Below are 23,707 nucleotides of genomic sequence, written 5' to 3'. Positions count from 1 at the left end.
CCAATGCTGCAACAAAAAGACGGACGCTCTAGGAACCAATCCGAATAGCAACAAACGAAAGTACCTCTTGCTCATAAGATGAAGTTGAAATCCGGAGCCGGTTCGAGGGGATCGATATTAGAAATCAGGATCCGAACGTCACCGTCGGCTTCGCCGTTCCAACTCTCCAGATATCCGAAATCTTCGCCTATGACATGGTTGAAACGCAGCTGGCCGACAACGTTCGAAAACTCCGCAGTGCCGATATAATCGAATGGTTGGCCAGAATCCTCCTCTCCATAAGGATTCGCATCAATGCGGTGGAGGTCAATCACATCGCCAGCATCCAGATCTTCGATCCTTGCATCCGAGTATGGATTGAAAATGAAAGTGTCATTGCCGGTGCCGCCCCAGAGGATGTCATTACTCGTGGTTTCAAGCCTGTCGTCACCGTTGCCGCCGAACATTGTTACGGTGCCCTCACGATAACCACCGGTTATTGTGTCGTTTCCATCCCCGCCGAACAGGCGATCGTTACCGGGCGGATATCCGGCGTAGATATAATCATCGCCGGCACCGCCATACACGATATCGCTGCCGCCACCGGCAACGAGGCTATCTGCATAGGTCGAACCAAAAATGGTGTCGTCGCCGCCTCCGCCGGCGATCGAAAGACGTTCCATGCTGGCGCGAGCATCAAAAAAATCGGAGAAATTGCTGCCGGAAATTGCATCAATGGACGTCAAGATGTCCCCCGCAGTATCGGCTTTGTCAAAACTGGCATGGATTGGACCAAGACTGCCTGAATAATCCACCAAACTGTAGCCCCGCCCACCGTCGATCCTGTCGTGACCCAGCCCGGCGATAAAGAGAGTAAAAAATCCTTCTGAACGCATGACGTCATCACCGGCACCGCCGTCAATCACCTGGTAGCTTCCGCCTCCACCATCACCTGCTTCGAGCCAGTCATTTCCATCGCCGCCAATGAGATGGTCATACCCGGCACCACCGTTAATGCGGTCATTGCCAGCGCCGCCGTCAAGTGTGTCGTTGTTGGCGCCGCCCCGCAGCCAGTCATCGCCGTCGCCCCCCAAAAGGTGGTCAGGTCCTGAACCGCCATCAAGCCAGTCCGTTCCCTTTCCCCCGATTAGCGTGTCGGCGCCGTTGCCCCCATTAAGGCGATCATTGCCGTCGCCACCATCCACGACATCATTACCATCACCACCATACAGCCAGTCCTCGCCTCCTTCGCCATAGACATGATCGTCGCCCGCGCCGCCATCCATCCAGTCTGTTCCGGCGCTGCCGAAGAGGTGATCATTGCCGGGGCTGCTTGCAATTGTCGCGTCGCCGGAGACGTCCAGCTGCATGTCCGGCACCGGGAGTGCTGTGTAAATTCGATGATGTGAAGTTTTCATATTGCCCTCTCGCGATGAAAAATCATCGGCCAGCGGTGACCGGATATGAATTTGCCGAACAATTAACCCGCGATTACGTTACTCGGCATTAACGACACAAGTCAAAAGGAATTATACTTCATTTGTTGGAATAGAACTCACACTAATAGAGCGCATCCTCGATATGTTACAAATATACTTGTATTTTCTCAGTAATTTGAATGATTGCGCCTATCAACGACAGCTTTGGCCACAGGTTGTGTCGCAAATTTGATGATAGACGCGATGGATTTTGTTTGGCAGCCAACAGTCACGCTGCCAGCATGTCGAATTGTTCGGCCAGAGACGGAAACTGCGTCATCTGGAACTGGCGGCAGGTCAACCCTCACACCGCGGCGGCAAGCGGAAGGGGCCGGCGCAGACTACAGTAACAAAGCGGTGCGCGACAGTGAACGGGAGGCGATGGGCAATGCAGAAGAAGTCTACCGTCGCTTCGTCGCAGCCTGGAAGCAGCAACTACCGAACAGGTGCCCGGGTGCCGCCAATGAGGTGCGACAAACATAGGCTGCGCGACAGGGTTGCAACCTCAGACCTGTGCTTCGCCACGGGGTCACCCGAGCCGGCACAGAATAGCAAAATCAGCTCCGCCTATCCATCTCGCAGACGGTAAATGATAGCGACTGTGTACCAAGCCGTGCAAACATGCCCTGGTGGCCCACAGATTTGGCTTTACCGCACGTCAGCGCGTTCGTCACTGTCCACCGCGGAGAACGCCGGGAGATAAAATGGTCTCTCTTAAACAAATGACCCTTGTCAAATACATCCGTGAGGTATTTGCTGGTCCTGACTACCATTGGCTTTGGTTTAGTCCTGCCATATCCGCCCTTCAGCCGATCGGTCATATCGCAGAAGATGATCGCTTCGCGGTTTGTCTGGCTGCCATCAATGATAACGCGCTCAGGGCGGCCATGGCGCAGGAGCGCTTTCCTGACAGAAGCGCTTTGCAGCTGCAAGATCTCGGTGCACATTGAAGCAAAACTCGACTGTGTCGCCAACGCTGTCGATGGCGCGGTAGAAATACATCCATTTGCCTCGAATCACAGTGCGTTTGCGCTTGTTGAACTGTTCAAGCGGTAGTGGAGAAAAGCGCAAAACCCATCGATGCACGGTCGAATGATCGACATGGATATTGCGCTCTTGCATCATTTCTTCCAGATCGCGCAGACTCAAGCCGTTGGCGAAGGTACCAGCGCACGCACAGCAGAATGATTGATCGGTCGAAATGGCGGCCTTTGAACATCTGATCTCTCCGAAGTTTCATCGGAGATACTTAGATTGCGCTCCCTTACGGAAGTGTTTGCGACAAAGCCGGCTTGAGCTCTGGAACAATCTTTGCCCAAACCGTGTTGATAACGTAAGCGCAATCTAACATGGAGGGCGTCATGAGACCTGGTTTCATGAGATTTGTCCTCGCAACCTGCTTACTTTGTACGGTCGCTGTGTCGGCGAACGCCCACGAGCGGTATTTTCACCAGGGTGATGATGAACGGCCCGGGCCCGATGAGTGCCAGGTTGATCGGGAGGGACTGGGCGGGATCGATCAAGACAGGGACACAGTCGAACGCGACGCGCGGGTTCTCGAAAGATGCAAGGGCGTATTAATACCGCCGCGGACAGGCGACGACGAAATGGTTGAACCGGCCCCGGATATAGGTACCACACCGGTCATTCCGCCTGACTTTGTGCCTGACCAGCCACCGGGCCCGGATTATCCCTAATATCGCATGTCTCCGATCGGAGGGCCAGGCAGATGACTAGTGACAGCCTAACCCAAAAACGAATTGTCACGGTGTTTGGCGGAACCGGCTTTTTGGGGCGCAGGATCGTCAGACGGCTCCTGGAAAAAGGCTTCACTGTCCGTGCCGTATCCCGACATCCAGACCGGGTGGCCGCACTCTTCTCCTTGGATGCGAGGGCTCCGGAAGCCATCCGGGCTGATATCCTGGATCCCGCCTCGGTGGCTCTGGCCGTCGCCGGGGCGCATACTGTCGTGAATGCTGTCAGCCTGTATGTCGAACACGGAAATCGAACGTTTGAGCGGGTGCATGTCAAGGCAGCGGCGGATCTCGCCGCTGCCTCGCGCAATAGCAGGGTGGAGCAGTTCATTCTGATATCGGGGATCGGCTCCGATCCCCAATCGGAATCAAGTTACATTCGAGCACGCGGGCGAGGGGAACATGCCGTGGCGAGCACATTTCCAAGCGTCATCATCCGTCCGTCCGTAATGACGGGCCCGGACGACACTTTCCTTACTGTCCTTGTCAGGCTGATACGCCTCCTGCCTGTCTATCCGCTGTTTGGGGACGGCGGAACACGGCTTCAACCGGTCTATGTGGGAGACGTCGCGGAAGCCATAAGCCATTTGATCGACCGCAACGACCCCGGCGGTTCGTCCATCTTCGAATTGGGCGGCCCGCAAGTCTACACCTATGAGGAACTGCTACGAGAGATTGCCCGGCAACTCGATATACAGATCCGGCTGATACCGATCCCCTTTGAGGTCTGGAGCGTTTTGGCGCGGATGGCGGAATTCCTTCCTGCAGTTCCCCTCACACGCAACCAAATCGACCTTATGCGTCGTGACAACGTGGCAGCAGCCGATCTGCCTGGCCTAAAGCAACTTGACATCGAACCGCACTATATCAGTGAGGTGATCCGTGCGATCGAGCAAGCGAACAGATAGACGAGGTGGTGCGCTTTTCCGCGCCAGTCAAGCTGGCTTCGTGACAGGTTGAATTACCGTAATGTCTGGCGAATTTCCATCCTTTCCTTGCGATCGACAACGGAAGTTGAGGGAAGTTCTGTCGCAAGAGCGCCCAAAGAAGTCTCCCCTACGATCCAAGTCTTGCACGGCCATGCATAAACGTTTCAGTCAGCACAGCCTTGCCTCCGCTGTTCGACGAGGGAAGAAGGCATTTCAGCAATGATCCAGCGATCTATCGCCAGCTCTATCTGTCCAATATATCACGCAACCGAGCAAAGATGCCTCGCGCTCGGCCGCCAAGCGCCTTGCGGATGTGATAAGCGGCCGTCCCCGCGCTAACCGTCGCGCCGAAATGGCAATAGCAGATGACCCTGTGCAGTTGATGATCGGTCAGTTCGAAGAACTGCTTCGCCTCGCCGTAACTGTCGTTTTCCAACCCGGCCGCCCGAAGGATTGGATCCTGGAAAGCGACAGTGATCGGCGAGTCATCGCTGCGCATGGCAGCGCGCTCTCTGGCCGGCCGATACTCCGTCTGGTTGAGCGTCGAGAGGCGGCGGTCAGGATTTTGTTCGAGGAGCTCCACCCAGCGTTCAAGGCGTTCATTGCGCGCCATTACCGGGCGCGGGTAATCCTGGTCAACCTCGGCGACGCTCTGCAATTGCGAGAGTGCACGGTGCTTCATATCGGCCTCCTACTCACACGATAGTTGGTCCGCCCATTTGCGTTATACCCGATGCAAGCCTGACTCCAGAGGATCGTTTAGTCCAATCACGATCAGGGCTGGAGCGTTTCGTTCACGAAAACGTGCAGGCCGCGCACATGCGCGGCAGTCGATTTGGCGCGTGCCGATCAAAATTACCGACGCGCGGGCGCACTGCCAGCGGCAGCTCAGCCATGAAGTGCCGAAACTACTGACGCGATAACTTCCTGCAATGACGCACTTGCCCGGTCATCGAGGCTCCACGAATTTGGAAAACTGCCTTTGCCAGATCGACGCCGATCATCGTATCTTTCATTGCGGTTGCCGTGCTCGCAGGTGGTGAGGTCACCCACTATTTGGCATATTCGATGCCGTCTGAGGTTGGGTGGCAAATCACCCCATCTTGTTCCGTTCCCAAGGCGCTTGAGGACTTCGAGCAGGTCATCGACGAAGATGAAGACGACCGGGATGACGACGAGGCTGAGGACGGTGGAGGTCATCAGACCGCCAATGACGACGATCGCCATCGGCTGACGGAAACTTGGGTCGCCGCCGCTGATGCTGAGGGCCACGGGTAGCATGCCGCAAGCCATCGCGATTGTCGTCATGACGATCGGGCGTGCGTGCTTGTGGCAGGCGTCGATGAGGGCGTCGAACCGTGAGAAACCGGCGCGTCGCGACATGATCGCGTACTCGACCAGCAGGATCGAATTCTTCGTCACGACGCCCATCAGCATGAGGAGGCCGATCACCACCGGCATGGAGAAGCTCGTGCCGGTCAGCACCAGCGGTAGTAAGGCGCCGCCAAGTGACAGCGGAAGTGCCATGAGAATGGTCAGCGGTACCCAGCTGACCCGGCACGCCGACCCGATCGCCATATCCCTGCGCTACCACCTCGGTCTCGCCACACCGAACTCCGACGCCTGCTTCATCAACGTGGATGGCCACACCCTGAGTTGGCGCGATGGAAAGATTCTCCTGTTCGATGAGACCTACCTGCACTTCGTGCGCAACGATACCGACTCCGACCGCCTCATCCTCATGTGTGACGTAAAACGGCCGTTGAACCCCCTGGGCGCGGTGTTCAATTTCTTCTACAAAGGCTTAACACGCGCCTCGGTGGTACCCAACACGCCAGAAGACCATCGAGGCCTGGCCAACACGATCTTCGCAGGGCTCGCGCGCCCCTGCTGGCACGCAGCAAGGCACTGAAAGCGACGAATCGGTCATTATACCTCGTCATCAAGTGGTCGGTGAATATCCTGCTGTTGCTGCTGCTTCTGGGGCTGGTCGTGGGCGTGGTGCAATTGCTCGGCGGACTCGTCTGAAGGCATGGCGTGGTATGTACGGATGGCGTACGTGGCTAACCTGCACGTGGCGCTTCCCTCCGCGGGCCAGCAAGACCGGCATGGGTTAAGCCGAACAGTTGGTCGTGAATGAGCACCCGTCCTATGGTGCTAATGGTGATCATCCTTGTGAGGGCATACCGCTATGTACCGGCAGGAAGGCTGGGAGCGTTTTGATGAAACCAGCCCGGACTTCACGGCAGAAGAGCTGGCTCGAGAACGGATCGGATTCACGACTATCGGCCGTTATGACCAAGACCGGCTGCAAGGATTGGATCGCCTTGATTGGCGTCCATTCCTTGAGATGGCGTCCCGACTTGCTTCCATCTGAAGTGGACTTGGCGCTCTCTCGGTCCATTTCGACGGAACCAATACGTCTCGAAGAGAGTTGGCACCTGAAAATAACCTGCAGAGGAAGGATGAAGATACTGAAAACAAATGTCACTCTACACGAGCATGGCAAAGGCGGATACTTAGTGGAGTTCTTTGTGAGGATGGAAAACATGTCTCGATTAATTTGCGATCCGGGGACACTAAAGGTCGTGACGAGCAGGGAATTATCCTAAAGGCGAAGACGTTGTTGGACCGAGCTGACGCCAGTGGGGACAGAGGCGGGATGCCGTCCTATCACGTTCACGGCAAGGAAAATTTTGACCGGACTACAAAGCGTCTGCGACGGAGACGAGGACCGCATCTCACAAGGCAAACCTGGCGTGTTCCGCCGCGAAATTCGATGCTGCATGAGCGGCACGACAGGCCCGTTTGGCACGCGGCGAGACCAAGATGCTCAACCCTGTACCGTGATACGCACTAGAAATTTGGATCAAGTTTTTGCGATGGCCTCAACATCGAAGAAGGCAACTGCTCGTGAGACGCTACTGCGGCGCGCAAGGCAGCGCGGGCGGGGACGCCGTGCGCGCGCTCCTGCTGAAATTCCGACGAAGGGTTGGAAAGACGTGCTCTACCGAGTTTACGACGCTTTGTGGGAAGATCGGATTATGTTAATTGCGGCCGGGGCAACATTTTATTTGTTGCTTGCCTTGTTTCCGGCGCTGACCGCGTTCGTGTCGGTCTATGGCTTTCTGGCTGATCGCGCCACCGTCGCTGGCAACACCTCGCTGCTCATCGGCATTCTGCCGATAGACTCGGTTAATCTGATCCGGTTGCAGCTGGAGGCCCTTGCTGCCCAAGATACTAAGGTACTCAGTCTCGGCTTCTTCATCGGACTTTCCGTGGCGCTTTGGAGCGCGAACAATGGCATCAAAGCCATCTTCGAAGCATTGAATGTTGCATACAGCGAAAACGAAAGCCGCAGCTTCCTGAAACTAAATGTGGTGTCGTTTGTGTTTACCTTCAGTGGCATTTTTTTTGGGATCATTTTGATCACTACATTGGGTATTATCCCACGCCTGTTGACGCTGTTTGGCCTTGACGGGTGGAATGCTGCATTGGTTAGCTTGGCACGATGGCCGCTAACTGCTGTCGTTGTTGCTGGGGCGATCTCTGTTATTTATCGCTTCGGGCCGGATCGGGAACACGCAAAGTGGCGCTGGCTGTCGTGGGGAGCCGTTCTTGCAACCTTGGTGTGGATGATTACATCTGCAGGCTTCACATTCTATCTTACAAATTTTGCAGACTACAATGCCACCTATGGTGCGCTGGGTGCAGTCGCCGGCCTGATGGTATGGACGTGGATTTCGGTGATAGTCCTCATCCTCGGCGCCGAACTAAACGCGGAACTGGAACATCAAACCGCAATCGATACCACGACCGGGGATCCGCTTCCCATGGGAGAACGCGGGGCGACGGTTGCTGATACACTCGGCGAATCTGTCAATGAGACCGGAAGCAAAAAGCCATCCTCCTGAAGCGACTTGCCCTATGCCCGCCTGGCATTTGGTAGAGCGGTGCCGCTAGGGCGGTCGAAATTTCGGTTCGTCTGTGATTGACCGCAGACATGAGCCTCGTACGCCAAGGACTGAATGTTCCGTGACGTTTTCTATACGCGATTGTTATACGCAGCGAAAAGCCCGATGCACTGCCGGGAACTCGCACTGAGTACAACATTTCAGTGTCGGGTGATTTTGGCCTCGAGGTCGGTAATCTCCTCCTTTAGCTGCAGCTTTTCTTTCTTGAGCTGAGTGATATGGAGACTGTCTGCGGCTGGCGCTGCCTCAAGTGAAGCGACAGAACGGTCGAGTTCCTGATGTTTGCTGCGAAGTGTTGTCAGATGATTTTTGATGGACATATAGCCTGTTCCTTCTGCTCGTTGTCGATTAACGAAACGGGGGCCTCGGGAAAGTGGCGCAGAACGTGACACCATTTCCCATGTAGGAACAAGAACAGTCTGGTGCAAGCGATCAATGGACAAAGTTTTCTTGCCGGCTCAAGAGTCGGCCTCTGATCGATAGATTGCCTTGGCGCTCCGCAGCAGGTCGCTTCGGCTAGCGGACGTTTGGAATGGACATGTGGCATGACCTCGCAGAGGCGGAGGTTTCGTTCATTTTCAAACGCCGTGAGGCTCAATGCCATCTTGAGTGACGGACGGCAAAATATGACGGACGGTCCCGCACGATCCTCTCATGACCGGGATCATGCCGGTCAAGCATTCACGCAACATAGGTCAACTGCCTTTCGGACATATAGGACTCACATTGCCTTTTCCGGCGAAACCGCAAACAATCGCCTGTCGGTTGAACCAGTTCGCCGTAGCGAACCGAGCTTCGACAGCGTCAAATGTCGGGCTCAGCGCGCCATAGCCAACCACCCACAGCGGCTCCGCGCCGCATTCGTCGAGCAAGGCGGTGCGTATGACGTTCTGTTCGGCCTCAGTGAGGGACATTTGACGCGGTGGGGCCATCTGAGCCCGGTCCGTTGGCATGAGGTCCGATCATTGAGAGGATTCACGAAGACGTCAATACGGATGAAGCAGTGGGCCGCGCGCCTACGCTGGATTCGATGACGGCGATCCTATTTCTAATGGCTTTGATCGCCCTTTGATTACCAACCCGTTGGTGGGTGAAGATTTCACTGCTTTCGATCACGGTAAAATCATATCGCAAATTCGATAGCTCTACTCGAAGCTCCTCCATCGTCGGTTCATCTCTACCCATTTCTCCCTCCCAATCTGGAGGAAGTCCAACGCATTATAGCAGCAACGGTTCCAGTGGCGTCTGGGGTGCGGTGCGGGGTCGTCAGCTTTTTTCTTTAATTTTTTCAGTTCCGTTTCCACGGACAGCAGCACATTTTGATGTATCGCTAGAGTGGTATTGTCCGCTACCTCGATGATCGCTGCCAAAATCTCATCTTTGCTCCATCCCGCCTCGATGGCGTCTCCAAGCAGCTCAAACACATAGTCTTCAATTGCCCTTTGGCACTCGCTGAAACGATCTGGATGGCTTCTGGGTAAATGAGGCCGGACTACGGTCATTGCGGGTCCCCCTATTTCTTTTTCGCCTCGTGGCGGGCCACGACTTCCCTATAATGGGAAAGCAAACGCCGGTAGTGGTCCGCAGTCTGGGCCGAGATATCTTCCTTCTCGCCGTAGCGCGACGTTCGATGGATTTTGTCGTGACCGGATTCAAGCGCTGAAGCGATGGCTTCATATTCGGCGATCACGCCCTTGAGCCGCTCCATGAAAGCGTTTCGACTGCTACTTATGATCGGTCTCCACCATCATTCTGTCACCAAATGATACTCAATCTCTGGTTGTATGCAAGGAGTGTGCGCTACTGAGTTGGTGAGCCAGCGGAACATTCCTCGGCGCTTATTAGTTAAGACCCGATCACAAGGAGAAACTGATATGGGTGATCCGATACCTGGTCCGGAACCGGAACCGAAGCCAATACCGTTGCCTCATGAACCGCCCAACCCGATTCCGGGCCCGAACCAAATACCTCCCGTAAAGGAGCCACCGCCAGATCAATTGCCGGATGAGACACCCCTACCGAATCCGGATGAGGTGCCGGGAACCGAAACACGTTTGATTGATGCGAGGAAAGTCACTTCATCTCTGGCACTTCACCAGATTGAAACAAAATCGTCGGCGGCCCATATGCCCCGATCTCAGGCTGCGCATCACGTGACGTGTTTTGCAGCAACCGCGCGCATCCTCGTTGCCTTGTAATATCTGGAAAGAAGCAGGCCTGGCTGAAACTTATGTCCTAATACCCAGACGCTTTTCTTCCTGCTTGGCAAACTCTTTCGCGGCGGTCTCCGTACCAAATGGACGCTTCGTAACTAGTCCGCTCTCATGAACCGTTACGAACCATTTGCCATCCTTGGGTTCAATGCCGACGGTGCTGAGCCGCGGCTCTTCGAAAGTCATTTTTTCCTCCCGCGTCACTCTATGTCCGCACATAAGAACGCTCGGCACGAGAAGTTAGAACCGCGCGTCTTTGCATCTGGTGGCGCACTATGAAAAATAGCCAAACGATCACGATTAACTGCAATGACCGCTAATGGATAAATAGCAAGATCGCTTAAAAGAAGATCAGCTGGAAGAGTCGTCATGGCATGCGCAATCTTGATTGATATCGATTTCACAACTCGCTCAGAGCGCATCTGTTCCTGAGGGAACATTGAAGACCACGGTTGAGCAGTGCCGAATCAACGATCGATAACGGATACGCAGTGCGGAATGGAAATGCCGTCGCCTCTATTTTTAAAGTTAGAGGGACGGCGTTACATCTGCTCCTTGTAATAGATCAGATAGAGCAAGGCCGCCGAAAGTGTCACCTTAAGATAATAACGACTAGCATACTGTGACCTGCAACATCGACAGATTTGGGACGCTGTATTGGCCATATATTCTGATACTCGCTGCGGCGATCAAGTTTGGGAAGGCGGTTCATAGCGCAGAGATCGCAGGGACAACAACGTTCGCATTATGTGCCTCCAAAGTTGCATAATGCGTCGTATGGAACTGAACGCCATTTAACTGCAGGCGGGGGACAGGATCCCACTCGAAACCGAACGTGGTTACCATGTGGAATTCCAGACTGAAACTCCGCTGCTGCAGCGTCCGGTGTGTCCCGTCCATCTCGGATTTTATATGACGCCCATGACCGGCAGGCTTCGGGTGGCTGGCACTGTCGAACTCGGCGGAACCAGTGCTGGCCCTAATCCTTGCCAGTTTGAGCTTCTGGATCGCGGCGTACGCCAGTATTTCCCGAAACTGGACCACGCCTCAGCCAAGTGGTTGGGTTTCAGGCCGTCACTGCCGGATTCGCGGCCGGTCATTGGGCGGAGCCGCAACAGCAAAAATGTGATCTTCGCCTTTGGCCACGGCCATCTGGGACTGACCTTGGCTGCCATTACAAGTAGATTGGTCGCCAGCCTCATCAATGGCGACACGGATCCATTGACGACGGGCTTCACTCCGGACCGGTTTCCGAGCTGAACCGTACATCCGAGCCAACTTTCGCGTCAGGCTCACGATTCCATTGGAAGCCCTTCGAGGCCAATCTTAGAAAGATTGTTTTCGACGCCGGAGGCCAGCGCACACGGCGCACATTGAACGCTTCTATTGCGGAGCTGCAAACGGCTGATCCTGATTGTCAGGAGTGTATAGCACTCTAATTTTTCGGAGCCACCGATGCTGGCGAAATTACCTCCGTGCCTTCCGTGAGTTAATTTGCATGCATGGCACTCCCCCGTTGGTCAAACGACAGAATTATTTTCGCATCATTGCCCTTGCTCCCGTGCGATAGAACACCGACTTTGATGACAGCGTGTGCCCAGAGGAGTCCAGACCAATGCCGCAGGATCCCGTAATCGAAATCAAAGATGTCAGTGGTCTGTCCAACATCCTGCTGCTCGATGTGAGGGACAAATCGGCGTTCGATGCCGATCACGCAGAGGGGGCTGTTCGTGTCCCGGTCGAGCTATGGGTTGATGCGGCTAAGAACAGCGAAACGTCGTTCGCAGACGTCGGTTTTTGGCAGCAACAAATCAGAGATCTTGGAGTAAAGGCAAAGTCGTCCGCAATCGTGTTTGACGACGGGCGGCTGACCGAAGCGGCTCGCGTATGGTTCATTCTGCAATATTTCGGAGCAACCACCTATGTGCTGAATGGCGGCTGGGATGCCGTGAAAGGCAGCAGGATCACCAACGTTGCAACCCAATCCGGAACACAGAATCCGTTTATCGCGAAACCGGGTACTGGCAAAGTCGGTCTTATCGAGCGTGAGGCCCTTAGGGACGAGATTGGCAATGGGGCCGTCATTTTCGATGCGCGTACCCAGGCGGAGTTTGACGGCCTGGACCTGAAAAACAACGCGCGCGGCGGTCACTTGCCCGGTGCTCTGCTGCTTTCTCATTCCGAGCTGCTTGATGGCAAGCGACTGAAGGCAGCCGCGACCTTGCACCGTCTTATCGACCATACTGGTTTTCAGCCCGGCGATCATATCGTCACGCACTGCGATGGTGGCGGGCGGGCCGCTTTGGCGGCCGTGGCGGCTGTAAGGGCGGGCTATCCCGGCGTTCGGGTGTACTATCTGAGTTTTGCTGACTGGGCGAAAGACGAAAGCTGTCCCATCGTCTAACCTGCCAATTGCACGGGAAGTCCTCATCAGCATTGGCATGCGGCCATCGGAACATCAACAGCACCGGGCCGCTGCCGTTAGCGCGAGAAAGACCACAAAGAGTAGGCGAGAAATCATGAGCGAGTCCCATCCACACGAGTTTCGAAAAGCGGGCCTAAAGTTAGCCAACAGCCGTAGGCCCAGATCACTTACCAAGACGTAGATGATGCTGGGCCCTGTCGGGATGGTTTGTGAACTCGCTCACGCATCCCGGCAGTTCGAAAATGCATCTCAGCAAAAAAGGTTCCAAAGAAGGGAGGGTGCGGGCCGTGGCAGAAAGCGAACCATGATCAATTAGAATCTATCATTCAAGCAACCCAGTATGGCCTCTGAGTTAAAATTGACACATCGTCGTCTTTATCCCGCGGTATGGCGAGGCAATTGAGTCAACGATCTCCAAGGGGAGAAATGCCATTAATCTACACCTGCCCGACGTTACCCTTACGAGCTACACGAATGGCGAGATCGTCACTGGGCCAAATCGATTGAACTTTGAGGCCATGACGGAACTGATCAAGCCGGTCGTTGATTCCGATACTGAATTCGACAAGTTTGTCGAAGAACTCATGAACGAAGGCCGATCGTCGATCAAACCCAAGGACCGCCCGAATAGCGAGATTATCGTTGCTATGGTCCAATCGTCGTAGTCAAAAGTAGCCCAAACAGCCGATTTTGCGATACTTGATATCAGACGAGAAGTGTGCAGTCGGGGGGATTTTGCGGCTGCTGACCCAGGTAGAAAGATTGGGATGGAGGATACGCTGAAATCTTCGATCTACGTCACCGGCAGCAGGCCATTATGTGCCTCCAAAGTTGCATAATGGCTTGTGTGGAACTCGATCGGAACACGGCGGCCGATACCTTTAGTCGATGAACCGGACAACGACGCCCGGCTTCACCATTCCAGCTAGCTCCTCGGCGTCCCAGTTCGTCAGACGAACGCAGCCATGCGACCCGACTTTGTTGATAAGCTCGGGATCAGGCGTTCCATGAATGCCGTAGGTTGGCTCGGTTAGATCGATCCAGACACTTCCGACCGGCCCATTGGGGCCCTTGGGGATGGTGAGGACCTTGTCGTTCTTCCCTTGCTTAAAGTTGACCTTTGGGTTGTACCTAAAGACGGGCATCCGCGCGACGCCCTTCACCTTGTGCGTACCCCCTGGAGAAGGATTGTCCTCGCTGCCAACCGTCGCGGGATACGCCGCTAGAATGACATCACGATTATCGTAAGCCGTGACTAGCCCAGCCGTCTTGTCGGCTTCGATGCGGGCCACCTTTCCTTGGCGCGGGGGACCCGGCATCGCTACCTGGACTGTCTCCCCAGGGACGAAATCCGAACCTGGATTAAGCGCAGTCAGCAGGTCGATATGCATGTGGAAACGCTCTGAAAGCTTTTCGGCGACGCTGGTGTAACCCAAGCTGGGCATCTTCGCCTTTTCGCCGTAGTCTGCGGGAATATGGTCCACGAGGCCTTTCGCGTCGTCGGCCGTGACCGTGTAGGTGCCGATAATCGAGCCACCCGTCTCCAGCCTGCTGATTACCTCGGGGTCGATTGCGCCGTCCGGGGGCATCCCCGTCATCTTTTCGAAACTGGCCACCGCCTTGATAACGTTCTTTCCATAAATGCCGTCGATCACGCCCGGCGATGTACCCGCGCGGTCGAGGAGAACCTGAAGGCGGACGATCGCAGGATCGGGATCCGCTGATGGTTTGGAAGCGCGCTCCGCCGGGATTGTGGACAGGGATGCAGAATTGATCGCGTCGGGTTTGACGTCTGCGGCTTCAGCGACGATAACGGAAACGATCAGAAAGAACGTTGACATTCCAACAAATGTTTTCATGTTCGCTCAAATGGAGTTGCGATGAAGATGTTCCGAAAATAATTGTTCTTCTGTGGTTGCCGCCCGTTGTTAAGAAGTCTTTTGCGTGAACGTGTGATCAAGTACGCTCTTCGGTGGGGCCTTTGATTGCGGCATTTCGAGCGACCGCTAGTCGGTGCGGTGATCCGCGGATTGGTCCAGATCTTGTTCGCGAGCTCTGAGCTCCAAGATCTGTTCTGGTTTTCCCTACAGCAAATTTGCATCAGCCGTCGAAGAGCATCAATAAATCGCGGGATGGTTAAAATTCATTAGAGGAATCAAACAGGGGCTGTCACATCGCTAACGCGTACTGCCAGCAACACACCGGAACCCAACCGCTCATTGGTGGGCAACCACCGTGCCGTTGAATACGTATAGACGAGCGGATAGCCACTCCACCGTGGCAGCTCTCATGTAACTCAATACGCATTGAGCGTCCGAGCGCCATCTCACATCGCTGGTTGATGTGCATTCATTTCGGGGAAGAACCTATTCGTACCGTGCTGTGCGCCGAACATCATGTCATATTGCAGCAGGCGAAAATTTGCGATCCACGGGTTTATATGCGGGTTCCCCGCCCAATTTTCCTTAGCCTCGTCGTCGGAAGACCACAGAATGTGCCGGTCGATGACTTTGTAATGGTCGCGGACCGAACCGAGAAAACCCGTATAATAGGGATGGCCGATGCCGGCAAGTTCGAGCACATGCAACGGAAGGAATACGGGGCTAACGGTGCCGACGCCAAAAACCGTTCCGGTGCGGTTTGACCAGATGACCAGAGGCGTCTCATGCTGTTTCAGCATGTCGGAAAATGGTGCCCGCCGATCGGCGATCCGCTCTCTCATATAGCCGGTTGCTACGTAAGCCTGTCCGAGCGGAGGCAGATGATCGCCAAAGAAAACGAGGATTGTGGGACGCTCGCGTTTGTTGGCCCAATTCATCAAATACCTGAGGCTGCTATCGGCATCCGATACACCTTCGGCAAACGTACGAATTGTCGCACGTGCGGCTTCGCCGGCTTGTGTCGTCACGTCGATCGACGGATCCTTGTACCGGTGCGGTTCGTAAGGACCATGGCCTTGCAACGTGACGGCGAAGAAGAACAACGGTTGTTGCATCTCGTCGGCTTGCCTGATGATCTCTTCGGTCAGGGCCTGATCGGACACAAGCGGGCCGCGCTCGGCAAGCTTTGGCAGATTTCCCTCGGACATGAAGGTGTCGAAACCGAAGGCTTCATAAACGTTGCGGCGATTCCAGAACCATTGGCGAAAGGGATGGATCGCCTTGGTCACATAGCCCGCGCTCTTCAAGAATGTCGCCAGGGAGGGCAATGGCTGTCGCACATATTGCTGGTATGGAATGCTGCCATAGGGCAGGAATGCATTGGAGAAGCCGGTAAGCGCCTCGAATTCCACATTGGCCGTCATGCCGCCGAATTCCGGCGAAAAGATTGCGCCCGTCTGATTGGCGCGGACGGCAGGAATGGGATCCCGATTGAAATCCACTCCGGGCAACCGGGTCGGGTCCCAGAACGATTCGCTCATCACCATGATGATGTCGGGCTTTTCCGAGGCGGTGAAAGCGGTAGATGACGGTGCCGCAATCGCCTCGATCGCTTGTGCCGAATAGCCTTCTGGGGCCGTTACATTAGCCATTGGAACGTTGAGGGCGAAGGCCATAGTAAAGCCGTTGTAGGCATAGTTCTCTTTCTGGTCCCACATGATGGGCAGCACCCGCAGACGGTCCCTAGTCCAGGAAAACGTGGAATGGTCCATCGCCGAAACAAAAACCGCCAGCAAGGGGATGGTTATCCCAAGTCGCCAAAGCCTTGCTTTTAAGTTCAGAGGCAATGCGCGTCGGCGCAAGAGATGCCAGAGGAAGACAAGCAGAACCAGGGCGATGACCGCAGCGACGACGATACCCATTGCCGTCCAAGGCCGCTCGCGCGCAAGAAGGGGAAACAGGTCAACGAGTTGACGCGAATAAAGAAAATCAGAAGGATAAATCGGGTCGCCAAGATAGAGCGCTTTCTGCCGACCGATCCATGCAAACAGCAAAGCAAGGGGCGCGATCAACAGCAGCCCGTGGTGCGAGCGTCCCAAAACCGCATCAAGACCGATTACTATGCACGCATAGATGCCAACGGTCGTCCATGCCGGGCGATTTGTCTGCTCAAAGAACAGAATTGTGTCCACAAAAGAACCGCGCGCGATGATTTCAATTAAGAAGACCAGGATAGTTGACAGCACGCACGTCGCGATAAGATAGTCGGCGATGCGCAATGAACCTGTGAGCGCATGCGACAGGACGGACACTTTCTCCGGCCGCTCAATGCCATCCGTTTCAGGCTCAATCTGCCGGACTCTCTCGGCCAATAGCTGTCTCCCGCCGTTGGCGACGATGGTCGTTACATAATCGTCATCAAATCGTCATATAACAGCGTGTGCTCTCTGGAAACGAGGAATGCCGTCGCTTCGGCAAGAACCGATCACGAATGCAGAAACACTGTTACATAAGCGCGAAATCAGTGACTGATTGTTCAGCAGAGTGTGTCACGCCGCGGTTCGAGAACGATTAGGTCAAAAAAGACGTAGGTGCCAATTTTCGGCTATCATAAGGCGTAACGGCACCCTCGATGGTTCCTTTGCCGTCATTTTCTTGGAACAATTTCGTTCCTCGCATGTTGGGACAGTACCGGTAGAACAAGTCCAACCGGGCACGGTCTTCGCTAAAAGGAGGCCGCACGCGTGCAATTATCAATCAGAACACCTTGAAGGAATTCCCAATGGCCCTGACGCTACTGAGTCCAGCATTTGCGGATGGCGATCAGATTCCCCAAAATCCGAACCCATGACAACCTGTTTCCACCATTGAAGTGGAACGGTGTCCCTGATGCGATACGAAGTTTGGTGCTGGTTGTTGAAGACCGTGACGCGCCAAGCGGGCTCTTTCGACATTGCGGGATATTCAACATTCGGCCGACCTGGGATGGATTACCCGAAAGTGCCGATACTATTCCAGGCCCGGCACCGCGTTTTTCAGAAAACGACTTTGGCAATGCGCGTTAGGATGGGCCCCAACCGCCCAAAGGGTCACGGCGTTCACCATTACCACTTTCGTTTGGCCGCTCTTCGTGTCTCAAGCCTATCCAAGTTGATGTGGGAGGCAGCCCGCAAACACATGCTTGCGGAGGCGACTCTGACCGGAACATTTGAAGTGTAGTAATCCGTAGCCGCTGAATCGGCCGCTTAATGGCATCATGAAGGGCTACGCCAACAATGGCGTGGCCTTTACTTGGTTCTGTCGCAAAATTTTCTGAGTGTGGAATAAAATTTCCTGATCTTGCCTTGGCGAGCTCCTGGGTGATCCCGACCGTGGCAAGGCCAAGCGCGCTTCCCGTGAGCGTCGCGGCTCCGGCGTCTTCGGCAAATCTGGCGCAATGTCCAAACTTCACTGACTATCGCCCGCGCGTCTCACGAGCTGGCAATACCCGCGCGCCTCAGTGCGAAGGCAAAAGTTGCCCCTGTCTGCCCGCCACCAACAATCGTGACGTTGTGATCAATCCCATCAAAATCGGGAACCCAGTTCGGCGGTGCGTCGCCGATCAAGCGCAGCGTTTCCTGCGCCACAAAATCCGGACTGTCAGGTTTGGTCATTAATGCGACACCCGTGCGAGCTTCATACCCAGCGAGGCTAGGCGTCGTCATTTGGCCAGTCCAGCAACATATCCTTGGCGTGGTAGCTAGGGTCAGGACCCATAAACTGAACGAAAAACTCGGATGACGACTTCGAGCCGGACCTCAATCAGCCGGCCGGTGGCTTGTTGATAGCCAATTGCGCGTCGAAGGCACGCTTGTAGGCGGGCCGCGCTTCGCCGCGGGCCACATAGGCGGAGAGGTTCGGGTATTCGTCCAGCACACCCGACGCTGTCAACTTGAGCAGCACCGACACCATCATCAGGTCGCCCGCGCTGAACGCGCCATCGAGCCAGTCGGCATCGCCAAGGCGACGGGAAAGTTGGCCCAGCCGGTTACGGACGCGATCCTCGACGAGAGGCATGCGTTGCGCGGACCAGGACTTGTCGCCCTCAAGGAGCCTAGCGGTTCCGAGTTCAAGGATCGGCGGCTCCACCGTGCTGAGCGCGGCGAACATCCATGTGATCGCGCGCGCCCGGGCATTCGCATCGTCTGGCAACAGGCCCGCATGGCGCTCCGCGATATGGAACACGATCGCCCCCGTCTCGAACAAGCCGAGATCGCCTTCTTCGTAGGTCGGAATCTGCCCGAAAGGATGAACCGCTAGATGTGCGGGTTCCTTCATAGCTTTAAACGAAAGAAGACGAACATCGTAAGGCTGGCCCACTTCTTCAAGCGCCCAGCGAACGCGCATGTCACGCGCCAGACCCTTGCCGCCATCGGGCGACCGTTCAAAGGCCGTAATTGTAATAGTCATCGCTGTTCTCCATAGTTTGACTGTCTTGAAGACGATTGGCTAAACGAGATTCCGACACCCCATGCTCGAGATAATCCTCGCGGTCAGTTCAAATACAGCTCAAAGGACGCGTTCCTGCTGCTGACGAGCGTCAGCTTTCTCCGCATAGCAGACCTTGGTAAACTCAGATTCCATCTGATGTGACATCGTGATTCAAGCGCGGCAGGAGGACCTGCCGATGTCTGATCAATTCTGGCTGACTAAGGCTCAGCTTAAGCGCATTGAACCCTTTTTCCCGCGGACGCGTGGCATTCCGCGCGTGGACGACCGGCGTGTGGTCAGCGGGATAGTCCATGTGATCCGGAATGGTCTGCGATGGCGGGATGCGCCCGTGGTCTATGGCCCCCACAAGACGCTCTACAACCGGTTCGTTCGCTGGTCCCGCACGGGTATCTTCGACCGAATCTTCTCCAACCTAGCGGCCGAGAGCGGCCCGCCCGACCGCGTGATGATCGACAGCACGCATCTTAAGGCGCATCGGACGGCCGGCAGTCTGCTCAAAAGGGGGGATTCACCCCGTCTCATCGGCCGCACGATAGGCGGGCTAAACTCCAAGCTGCACGCGGTTTGCGATGGCGCCGGCCGGCCAGTAATCTTTCTTCTCACAGAAGGACAAATGAGTGACCATAAGGGCGCGACTCTGATCTATCCAATACTTCCAGACGCGGAGACGCTTATTGCCGACAAGGGCTATGATAGTGATGCATTCCGAGAGGCTCTCGCCGGCCGCGGCATCACGCCTTGCATTCCACCGCGAGCCAAGCGCCGGTTGCCCACAACATACTGCAAGACTTTGTATCGACAGCGCCACAAGGTCGAGAATATGTTCGCAAGGCTAAAAGACTGGCGGCGTATCTCAATGCGCTACGACCGCTGCGCCCACACATTCTTCAGCGCTATCTGCATCGCGGCAACCGTTATCTTTTGGCTCGGTCAATGAGTCCTGACCCTAGAATTGTTTTCCGGTTCAAAGGACTTAAATCAAGCAAGAAGGAACAAAACTAACGGCAGTTTGTGGATGCAAGCAGAATTGAAGCTGGGGCGAGATCTACAATCGAGTTCCATGCCGTTAGAACCGCGCGAACGAGAAAACCTCAATCGATCCAATTTAAAGAATACCGTTTCTGTCGAGATTAAAAATTGCAACCTAAGCTTTCCGGATAATTGTGATCGGGAAGCTGAACCATGAGCAAACGTGCGGGCCAATTGAAACTCGGAGCGTTCCTTTATCCGACAGGACATCATATTGCCGCGTGGCGTCACCCGCAGGCTCAGGCTGACGCCGGATCGAATTTCGCCCATTACGCCGAACTTGCCCAGATCGCTGAGGCGGCGAAGTTCGATTTGATCTTCATGGCCGATGGCGTCGGCACACGCGGCACTGATACGGAGGCGCTCAGCCGCACTGCAATCCGCTACGTGGCCCAGTTCGAACCGCTGACACTGCTTTCAGCTCTGGCAGCCCTAACCGAGCGAGTGGGGTTCGTTGCCACGGCTTCCACAACCTATAACGAACCTTACCACATCGCCCGCAAGTTCGCCTCGCTGGATCATATCAGCGGCGGACGCGCCGGCTGGAACCTGGTGACGTCAGCAAGCGAGGACGAAGCGCATAATTTCAATCGCGATCACCACGTCGCCCATGTCGAGCGCTACGAGCGGGCCGAGGAGTTTGCCGATGTTGTTCGCGGATTGTGGGATACATGGGAAGAGGACGCCTTCCTGCGCGACAAGGACAGCGGCATCTACTACGACCCATCAAAACAGCATCTCCTTAATCATCGTGGCACGCATTTCAAGGTCCGCGGTCCGCTCAATGTCGCGCGTGCGCCGCAGGGGCATCCTGTAATCGTACAGGCAGGCTCATCCGAGCCCGGCAAGGATCTGGCGGCGCGCACCGCTGAAGTCATTTTCACCGCGCACCAGAATATCGAGGATGCGCGTGCCTTCTACAGCGACGTCAAGGGCGGGCTTGCCCGCTTTGGACGTTCGCCGGACGACCTGAAGATCATGCCCGGCATTTTTCCGGTAATCGGTAAGACTGAATCCGAAGCAAACGAAAAATTCGAGCAGATCCAGGAGCTGATCCATCCAGCCGTTGGCCTGTCACTGCTCAACGGCATGGCGGGAGATGTCGACCTGTCGAAGTATCCGCTGGACGGGCCGCTCCCGAAAGTCACTGAGACCAATGGCAGCAAGAGCCGCCAGAAACTGATGATCGATCTTGCGCGCCGGGAGAACCTGACCATCCGTCAGCTTTATCTGCGTGTCGCCGGGGCACGTGGGCATTGGCAGATCGTTGGAACACCGGAACATATCGTCGACCAGATGGAAGATTGGTTCACCACGGGTGCAGCTGATGGCTTCAACGTCATGCCGCCGCATCTGCCTGTCGGCCTTACGGATTTCGTCGAGCACATCGTCCCCGAATTGCGTCGCCGAGGTCTCTTCCGTACCGAATATGAAGGCCGCACGCTCCGTAGCCATCTTGGCCTCCGTGAACCGCAGCATCCGGCGCGCTCTGCTGTCGCAGCTGAATAATCCTGTCGATTCAAGCAAGAAAGACGGCACCATGACCAGTAAAGCCCATATCAGGATTGGCAATGTGAGCCGGCGCTTCCGTGTCAATGGCGGCGATCTCACAGCACTTGATCAGGTCAGCCTTGATGTCCGGGCGGGCGAGTTTGTTACCATCGTCGGCGCCAGTGGTTGCGGCAAGTCGACGTTGCTGCGTCTTGGTGCAGGGCTCGATATCGACCATGATGGCACCGTAGAACATGATGGCAAACCAGTTACAGGACCGAGCCTTGATCGTGGCATCGTGTTTCAGGAGCCGCGGCTGTTTCCGTGGTTGACCGTTGAACGCAATGTGGCGCTCGGGCTAGAAAATGCGCCGTTCTCGAAGGTCGAGAAGCGTGAACTCGTGGCAAAGCAGATCGCGCTCGTGGGTTTGACCGGGTTCGAAAAGGCTTATCCACACCAGCTATCGGGCGGCATGGCGCAACGCGCGGGGATTGCGCGGGGTCTCGTCAATCGTCCGGATGTTCTCTTTCTCGATGAGCCGTTCGGAGCGCTCGACGCTATTACCAAGGCCCGCCTCCAGGGAGAACTGCAGGAAATCTGGGCCAAGGAACAGATTACCATGGTGCTTGTCACGCATGATGTGGATGAGGCGGTTTATCTCGGTGACCGCGTCGTTATCATGTCACCGCGTCCGGGCCGTATCAGGGAAATCGTGCCCGTGGACCTGCCGCACCCGCGTGAGCGCACGTCATCGCAACTCGCAAGCATCCGCAATCACATTCTCGAAATTCTCAACACAACAACTGGCAGCGATCAGCTAAAGACGGTCACGAAACAACCAACACCACAGACGCGTCCAGTTGCCAGGCCGGGACCGGTCCACGCTGCCTTGCGCGCCAATCCCGGCGGGCGGCCACTCTTTTCAACGGAGATTTGACATGAAGCTATCCCACTTCACCCGACGCGCGGTTCTGGCGACATTTGCTTTGGCCGCCCTTGCGTCGCCGGCCCTCTCTGAAGAACCCGTGACAATCAACGTCGGTTATGCCGCGATCGGGCTTGATAACCGCCCCTATGCCGAAGGAACGTCCGCCGCGACGGCGAGAGCCGGCGAGTATCTCGAAAAGGAATTTGCCAACGATCCAAACGTCAAGATCGAGTGGTTCTTCTTCAAGGGCGCCGGTCCGGCAGTTAACGAAGCTTTTGCCAACAACCAGCTCGACTTTGCCTATCAGGGCGATCTTCCGTCATTGATCGGCCGCGCCAATGGCCTCAAGACAAAATACCTGCTGGCAAGCGGGGCGCGCAAACCGCTTTATCTCGCAGTCGCCAAGGATTCTGACATCAAGTCGGTCGCGGACCTCAAAGGCAAGAAGGTAGCCTATCAGCGCGGCACTAATGGACATCTCGCAGCCATCAAGATCCTTGAGGCCAACGGCCTGACCGAGAAGGATATCCAAGTCATCAATCTCGATAGCGCCGGAACAGTAGCCGCGCTGACCAGCCAGGACATTGATGCCGCCTTTGGCGACACGACCTTGATAAATCTTGCTGCGAAGGGCAGTGCCAAGGTGATCTATACCACCAAGGGTGATGATCCTCGCTTCGGCCGCAACGCCGGTATCATCGCACGCGAGGATTTCATCGATAAACATCCGGAGATTACCCAGCGCGTTGTCGATGCGTTCGTAAAAGCAGCACAGTGGTCTTCGGATGAACCCAACCGCGCGGCGCTATTCGAACTCTGGCACAAGTCCGGTACGCCGATCCCCATTCTCGAAGACTATTTCAGCAATGACAAACTAGCCTATCGCAATTCGCCACTTGTCGATGCTTTACTTGTCTCGCAATACGTGGAACAGGGCGCCAAAGCCAAGGAATTTGGTTTGATCCGCCGCGATGTGAGCGTGGAAGGCTGGTTTGAACCGAAATACCTCAACGCTTCGTTGGAAAAACTTGGTTTGCAGAATTTCTGGCGGGCCTATGGTGCAAATGGCAAACCGCTGGGCTCCTAATCAGTACAGTAAGACTAGGCCGCAGGTCGCCGAATGAGCACTATTTCCG

The 23,707-nt window shown here is 55.5% G+C and carries 22 protein-coding genes and 5 pseudogenes; 13 read left to right on the top strand and 14 right to left on the bottom strand.

The window, feature by feature from the left end; genetic code table 11:
• Positions 1-71 precede the first annotated feature (71 nt).
• Positions 72-1,397, bottom strand: a complete 1,326-nt coding sequence (locus BLM14_RS32490; RefSeq protein ID WP_100002835.1) for a calcium-binding protein — start codon at positions 1,395-1,397, stop codon at positions 72-74.
• 782 nt (positions 1,398-2,179) lie between these two features.
• Positions 2,180-2,676: pseudogene (locus tag BLM14_RS32100) on the bottom strand (IS6 family transposase); the annotation flags it as partial.
• A 142-nt stretch (positions 2,677-2,818) separates the two neighbouring features.
• Between BLM14_RS32100 and BLM14_RS25380 the strand changes: the two are divergent.
• Complete coding sequence (locus BLM14_RS25380; protein ID WP_100002832.1) at positions 2,819-3,154, top strand: hypothetical protein; 336 nt, start codon at positions 2,819-2,821, stop codon at positions 3,152-3,154.
• A 32-nt stretch (positions 3,155-3,186) separates the two neighbouring features.
• Positions 3,187-4,119: a complex I NDUFA9 subunit family protein gene (locus tag BLM14_RS25375; protein ID WP_100002830.1), complete on the top strand. Its 933-nt coding sequence runs from the start codon at positions 3,187-3,189 to the stop codon at positions 4,117-4,119.
• Between the two features lie 265 nt (positions 4,120-4,384).
• On the opposite strand, the gene BLM14_RS25370 is transcribed toward BLM14_RS25375, so the two are convergent.
• From BLM14_RS25370 to BLM14_RS25360, 3 genes and pseudogenes are all read right to left on the bottom strand, one after another.
• On the bottom strand, positions 4,385-4,822 hold the full coding sequence (locus BLM14_RS25370) for a hypothetical protein (protein WP_100002828.1): 438 nt from the start codon (positions 4,820-4,822) through the stop codon (positions 4,385-4,387).
• Positions 4,823-5,051: 229 nt separating this feature from the next.
• A pseudogene (locus tag BLM14_RS32920) lies at positions 5,052-5,156 on the bottom strand (IS110 family RNA-guided transposase); the annotation flags it as partial.
• Between the two features lie 88 nt (positions 5,157-5,244).
• Positions 5,245-5,682: pseudogene (locus BLM14_RS25360) on the bottom strand (efflux RND transporter permease subunit); the annotation flags it as partial.
• Here BLM14_RS25360 and BLM14_RS31320 point away from each other — a divergent pair.
• The 3 genes from BLM14_RS31320 (at position 5,576) to BLM14_RS25345 (ending at position 8,054) form a co-directional block, all read left to right on the top strand.
• The gene (locus BLM14_RS31320) at positions 5,576-6,052 is read left to right on the top strand and encodes an aspartyl/asparaginyl beta-hydroxylase domain-containing protein (protein WP_335672088.1); all 477 of its coding nucleotides are present in this window, start codon (positions 5,576-5,578) and stop codon (positions 6,050-6,052) included. The pseudogene BLM14_RS25360 and the gene BLM14_RS31320 sit on opposite strands and share 107 nt — an antisense overlap.
• A 279-nt stretch (positions 6,053-6,331) precedes the next feature.
• Complete coding sequence (locus tag BLM14_RS25350) at positions 6,332-6,517, top strand: hypothetical protein (protein ID WP_100002824.1); 186 nt, start codon at positions 6,332-6,334, stop codon at positions 6,515-6,517.
• 409 nt (positions 6,518-6,926) lie between these two features.
• The gene (locus tag BLM14_RS25345; protein ID WP_237143645.1) at positions 6,927-8,054 is read left to right on the top strand and encodes a YihY/virulence factor BrkB family protein; all 1,128 of its coding nucleotides are present in this window, start codon (positions 6,927-6,929) and stop codon (positions 8,052-8,054) included.
• Positions 8,055-8,254: 200 nt separating this feature from the next.
• On the opposite strand, the gene BLM14_RS25340 is transcribed toward BLM14_RS25345, so the two are convergent.
• From BLM14_RS25340 to BLM14_RS31315, 5 genes are all read right to left on the bottom strand, one after another.
• On the bottom strand, positions 8,255-8,434 hold the full coding sequence (locus BLM14_RS25340; RefSeq protein ID WP_100002820.1) for a YdcH family protein: 180 nt from the start codon (positions 8,432-8,434) through the stop codon (positions 8,255-8,257).
• 375 nt (positions 8,435-8,809) lie between these two features.
• The gene (locus BLM14_RS25335; protein WP_133123926.1) at positions 8,810-9,046 is read right to left on the bottom strand and encodes a hypothetical protein; all 237 of its coding nucleotides are present in this window, start codon (positions 9,044-9,046) and stop codon (positions 8,810-8,812) included.
• Between the two features lie 213 nt (positions 9,047-9,259).
• A complete protein-coding gene (locus BLM14_RS25330) occupies positions 9,260-9,616 on the bottom strand; it encodes a hypothetical protein (protein WP_133123925.1) in 357 nt (118 codons plus the stop codon).
• Positions 9,617-9,627: 11 nt separating this feature from the next.
• Entirely contained in the window at positions 9,628-9,822 is a 195-nt protein-coding gene (locus tag BLM14_RS25325; RefSeq protein WP_099998559.1) for a hypothetical protein, read from the bottom strand.
• A 520-nt stretch (positions 9,823-10,342) separates the two neighbouring features.
• Positions 10,343-10,513 carry a hypothetical protein gene (locus BLM14_RS31315; protein WP_157929598.1) on the bottom strand — a complete coding sequence of 57 codons (171 nt, stop codon included), beginning with the start codon at positions 10,511-10,513 and terminating at the stop codon, positions 10,343-10,345.
• A 660-nt stretch (positions 10,514-11,173) separates the two neighbouring features.
• On the opposite strand from BLM14_RS31315, the gene BLM14_RS25315 reads away from it, so the two are divergent.
• From BLM14_RS25315 to BLM14_RS31310, 3 genes are all read left to right on the top strand, one after another.
• The gene (locus BLM14_RS25315) at positions 11,174-11,587 is read left to right on the top strand and encodes an NAD(P)/FAD-dependent oxidoreductase (protein ID WP_237143644.1); all 414 of its coding nucleotides are present in this window, start codon (positions 11,174-11,176) and stop codon (positions 11,585-11,587) included.
• Positions 11,588-11,942: 355 nt separating this feature from the next.
• Complete coding sequence (locus BLM14_RS25310; RefSeq protein ID WP_100002810.1) at positions 11,943-12,731, top strand: sulfurtransferase; 789 nt, start codon at positions 11,943-11,945, stop codon at positions 12,729-12,731.
• A 539-nt stretch (positions 12,732-13,270) separates the two neighbouring features.
• Complete coding sequence (locus BLM14_RS31310; protein WP_157929597.1) at positions 13,271-13,417, top strand: hypothetical protein; 147 nt, start codon at positions 13,271-13,273, stop codon at positions 13,415-13,417.
• Positions 13,418-13,633: 216 nt separating this feature from the next.
• Here the strand turns inward: BLM14_RS31310 and BLM14_RS25305 are convergent, their stop codons facing one another.
• On the bottom strand, positions 13,634-14,611 hold the full coding sequence (locus BLM14_RS25305) for a L,D-transpeptidase family protein (RefSeq protein ID WP_100002809.1): 978 nt from the start codon (positions 14,609-14,611) through the stop codon (positions 13,634-13,636).
• Positions 14,612-15,078: 467 nt separating this feature from the next.
• Complete coding sequence (locus tag BLM14_RS25300) at positions 15,079-17,004, bottom strand: LTA synthase family protein (protein ID WP_418314272.1); 1,926 nt, start codon at positions 17,002-17,004, stop codon at positions 15,079-15,081.
• Positions 17,005-17,414: 410 nt separating this feature from the next.
• Between BLM14_RS25300 and BLM14_RS25295 the strand changes: the two are divergent.
• A pseudogene (locus BLM14_RS25295) lies at positions 17,415-17,851 on the top strand (YbhB/YbcL family Raf kinase inhibitor-like protein).
• 263 nt (positions 17,852-18,114) lie between these two features.
• Here the strand turns inward: BLM14_RS25295 and BLM14_RS25290 are convergent.
• Positions 18,115-18,285, bottom strand: a pseudogene (locus tag BLM14_RS25290) (NAD(P)/FAD-dependent oxidoreductase); the annotation flags it as partial.
• 148 nt (positions 18,286-18,433) lie between these two features.
• Positions 18,434-19,081 carry a glutathione S-transferase family protein gene (locus tag BLM14_RS25285; RefSeq protein WP_100002807.1) on the bottom strand — a complete coding sequence of 216 codons (648 nt, stop codon included), beginning with the start codon at positions 19,079-19,081 and terminating at the stop codon, positions 18,434-18,436.
• Positions 19,082-19,298: 217 nt separating this feature from the next.
• On the opposite strand from BLM14_RS25285, the gene BLM14_RS25280 reads away from it, so the two are divergent.
• From BLM14_RS25280 to BLM14_RS25265, 4 genes are all read left to right on the top strand, one after another.
• Entirely contained in the window at positions 19,299-20,060 is a 762-nt protein-coding gene (locus tag BLM14_RS25280) for an IS5 family transposase (protein WP_100002805.1), read from the top strand.
• Positions 20,061-20,305: 245 nt separating this feature from the next.
• The gene (locus tag BLM14_RS25275; RefSeq protein ID WP_100002803.1) at positions 20,306-21,661 is read left to right on the top strand and encodes an LLM class flavin-dependent oxidoreductase; all 1,356 of its coding nucleotides are present in this window, start codon (positions 20,306-20,308) and stop codon (positions 21,659-21,661) included.
• Between the two features lie 31 nt (positions 21,662-21,692).
• Complete coding sequence (locus BLM14_RS25270) at positions 21,693-22,580, top strand: ABC transporter ATP-binding protein (RefSeq protein ID WP_100002929.1); 888 nt, start codon at positions 21,693-21,695, stop codon at positions 22,578-22,580.
• A gap of 1 nt (position 22,581) precedes the next feature.
• Positions 22,582-23,658 (top strand): ABC transporter substrate-binding protein, encoded by a 1,077-nt coding sequence (locus BLM14_RS25265; protein WP_100002802.1) that lies wholly within the window; start codon positions 22,582-22,584, stop codon positions 23,656-23,658.
• Positions 23,659-23,707: the final 49 nt, after the last annotated feature.

Source organism: Phyllobacterium zundukense (assembly GCF_002764115.1).
Classification (GTDB): Bacteria; Pseudomonadota; Alphaproteobacteria; order Rhizobiales; family Rhizobiaceae; genus Phyllobacterium; species Phyllobacterium zundukense.
Note: the sequence above shows the minus strand (reverse complement) of the source record. Positions and strands in the feature narration are given on the sequence as shown.

Coding starts and splice junctions, on each gene's coding strand:
- BLM14_RS25340 (WP_100002820.1), bottom strand. CDS start 8,434: ATGTCCATCAAAAATCATCTGACAACACTTCGCAGCAAACATCAGGAA.
- BLM14_RS31320 (WP_335672088.1), top strand. CDS start 5,576: ATGAGGAGGCCGATCACCACCGGCATGGAGAAGCTCGTGCCGGTCAGC.
- BLM14_RS25375 (WP_100002830.1), top strand. CDS start 3,187: ATGACTAGTGACAGCCTAACCCAAAAACGAATTGTCACGGTGTTTGGC.
- BLM14_RS25345 (WP_237143645.1), top strand. CDS start 6,927: ATGAGCGGCACGACAGGCCCGTTTGGCACGCGGCGAGACCAAGATGCT.
- BLM14_RS25370 (WP_100002828.1), bottom strand. CDS start 4,822: ATGAAGCACCGTGCACTCTCGCAATTGCAGAGCGTCGCCGAGGTTGAC.
- BLM14_RS25280 (WP_100002805.1), top strand. CDS start 19,299: ATGTCTGATCAATTCTGGCTGACTAAGGCTCAGCTTAAGCGCATTGAA.
- BLM14_RS31310 (WP_157929597.1), top strand. CDS start 13,271: ATGACGGAACTGATCAAGCCGGTCGTTGATTCCGATACTGAATTCGAC.
- BLM14_RS25335 (WP_133123926.1), bottom strand. CDS start 9,046: ATGGCCCCACCGCGTCAAATGTCCCTCACTGAGGCCGAACAGAACGTC.
- BLM14_RS25325 (WP_099998559.1), bottom strand. CDS start 9,822: ATGGAGCGGCTCAAGGGCGTGATCGCCGAATATGAAGCCATCGCTTCA.
- BLM14_RS25275 (WP_100002803.1), top strand. CDS start 20,306: ATGAGCAAACGTGCGGGCCAATTGAAACTCGGAGCGTTCCTTTATCCG.
- BLM14_RS25330 (WP_133123925.1), bottom strand. CDS start 9,616: ATGACCGTAGTCCGGCCTCATTTACCCAGAAGCCATCCAGATCGTTTC.
- BLM14_RS25285 (WP_100002807.1), bottom strand. CDS start 19,081: ATGACTATTACAATTACGGCCTTTGAACGGTCGCCCGATGGCGGCAAG.
- BLM14_RS32490 (WP_100002835.1), bottom strand. CDS start 1,397: ATGAAAACTTCACATCATCGAATTTACACAGCACTCCCGGTGCCGGAC.
- BLM14_RS25270 (WP_100002929.1), top strand. CDS start 21,693: ATGACCAGTAAAGCCCATATCAGGATTGGCAATGTGAGCCGGCGCTTC.
- BLM14_RS31315 (WP_157929598.1), bottom strand. CDS start 10,513: ATGACTTTCGAAGAGCCGCGGCTCAGCACCGTCGGCATTGAACCCAAG.
- BLM14_RS25380 (WP_100002832.1), top strand. CDS start 2,819: ATGAGACCTGGTTTCATGAGATTTGTCCTCGCAACCTGCTTACTTTGT.
- BLM14_RS25310 (WP_100002810.1), top strand. CDS start 11,943: ATGCCGCAGGATCCCGTAATCGAAATCAAAGATGTCAGTGGTCTGTCC.
- BLM14_RS25350 (WP_100002824.1), top strand. CDS start 6,332: ATGTACCGGCAGGAAGGCTGGGAGCGTTTTGATGAAACCAGCCCGGAC.
- BLM14_RS25265 (WP_100002802.1), top strand. CDS start 22,582: ATGAAGCTATCCCACTTCACCCGACGCGCGGTTCTGGCGACATTTGCT.
- BLM14_RS25305 (WP_100002809.1), bottom strand. CDS start 14,611: ATGAAAACATTTGTTGGAATGTCAACGTTCTTTCTGATCGTTTCCGTT.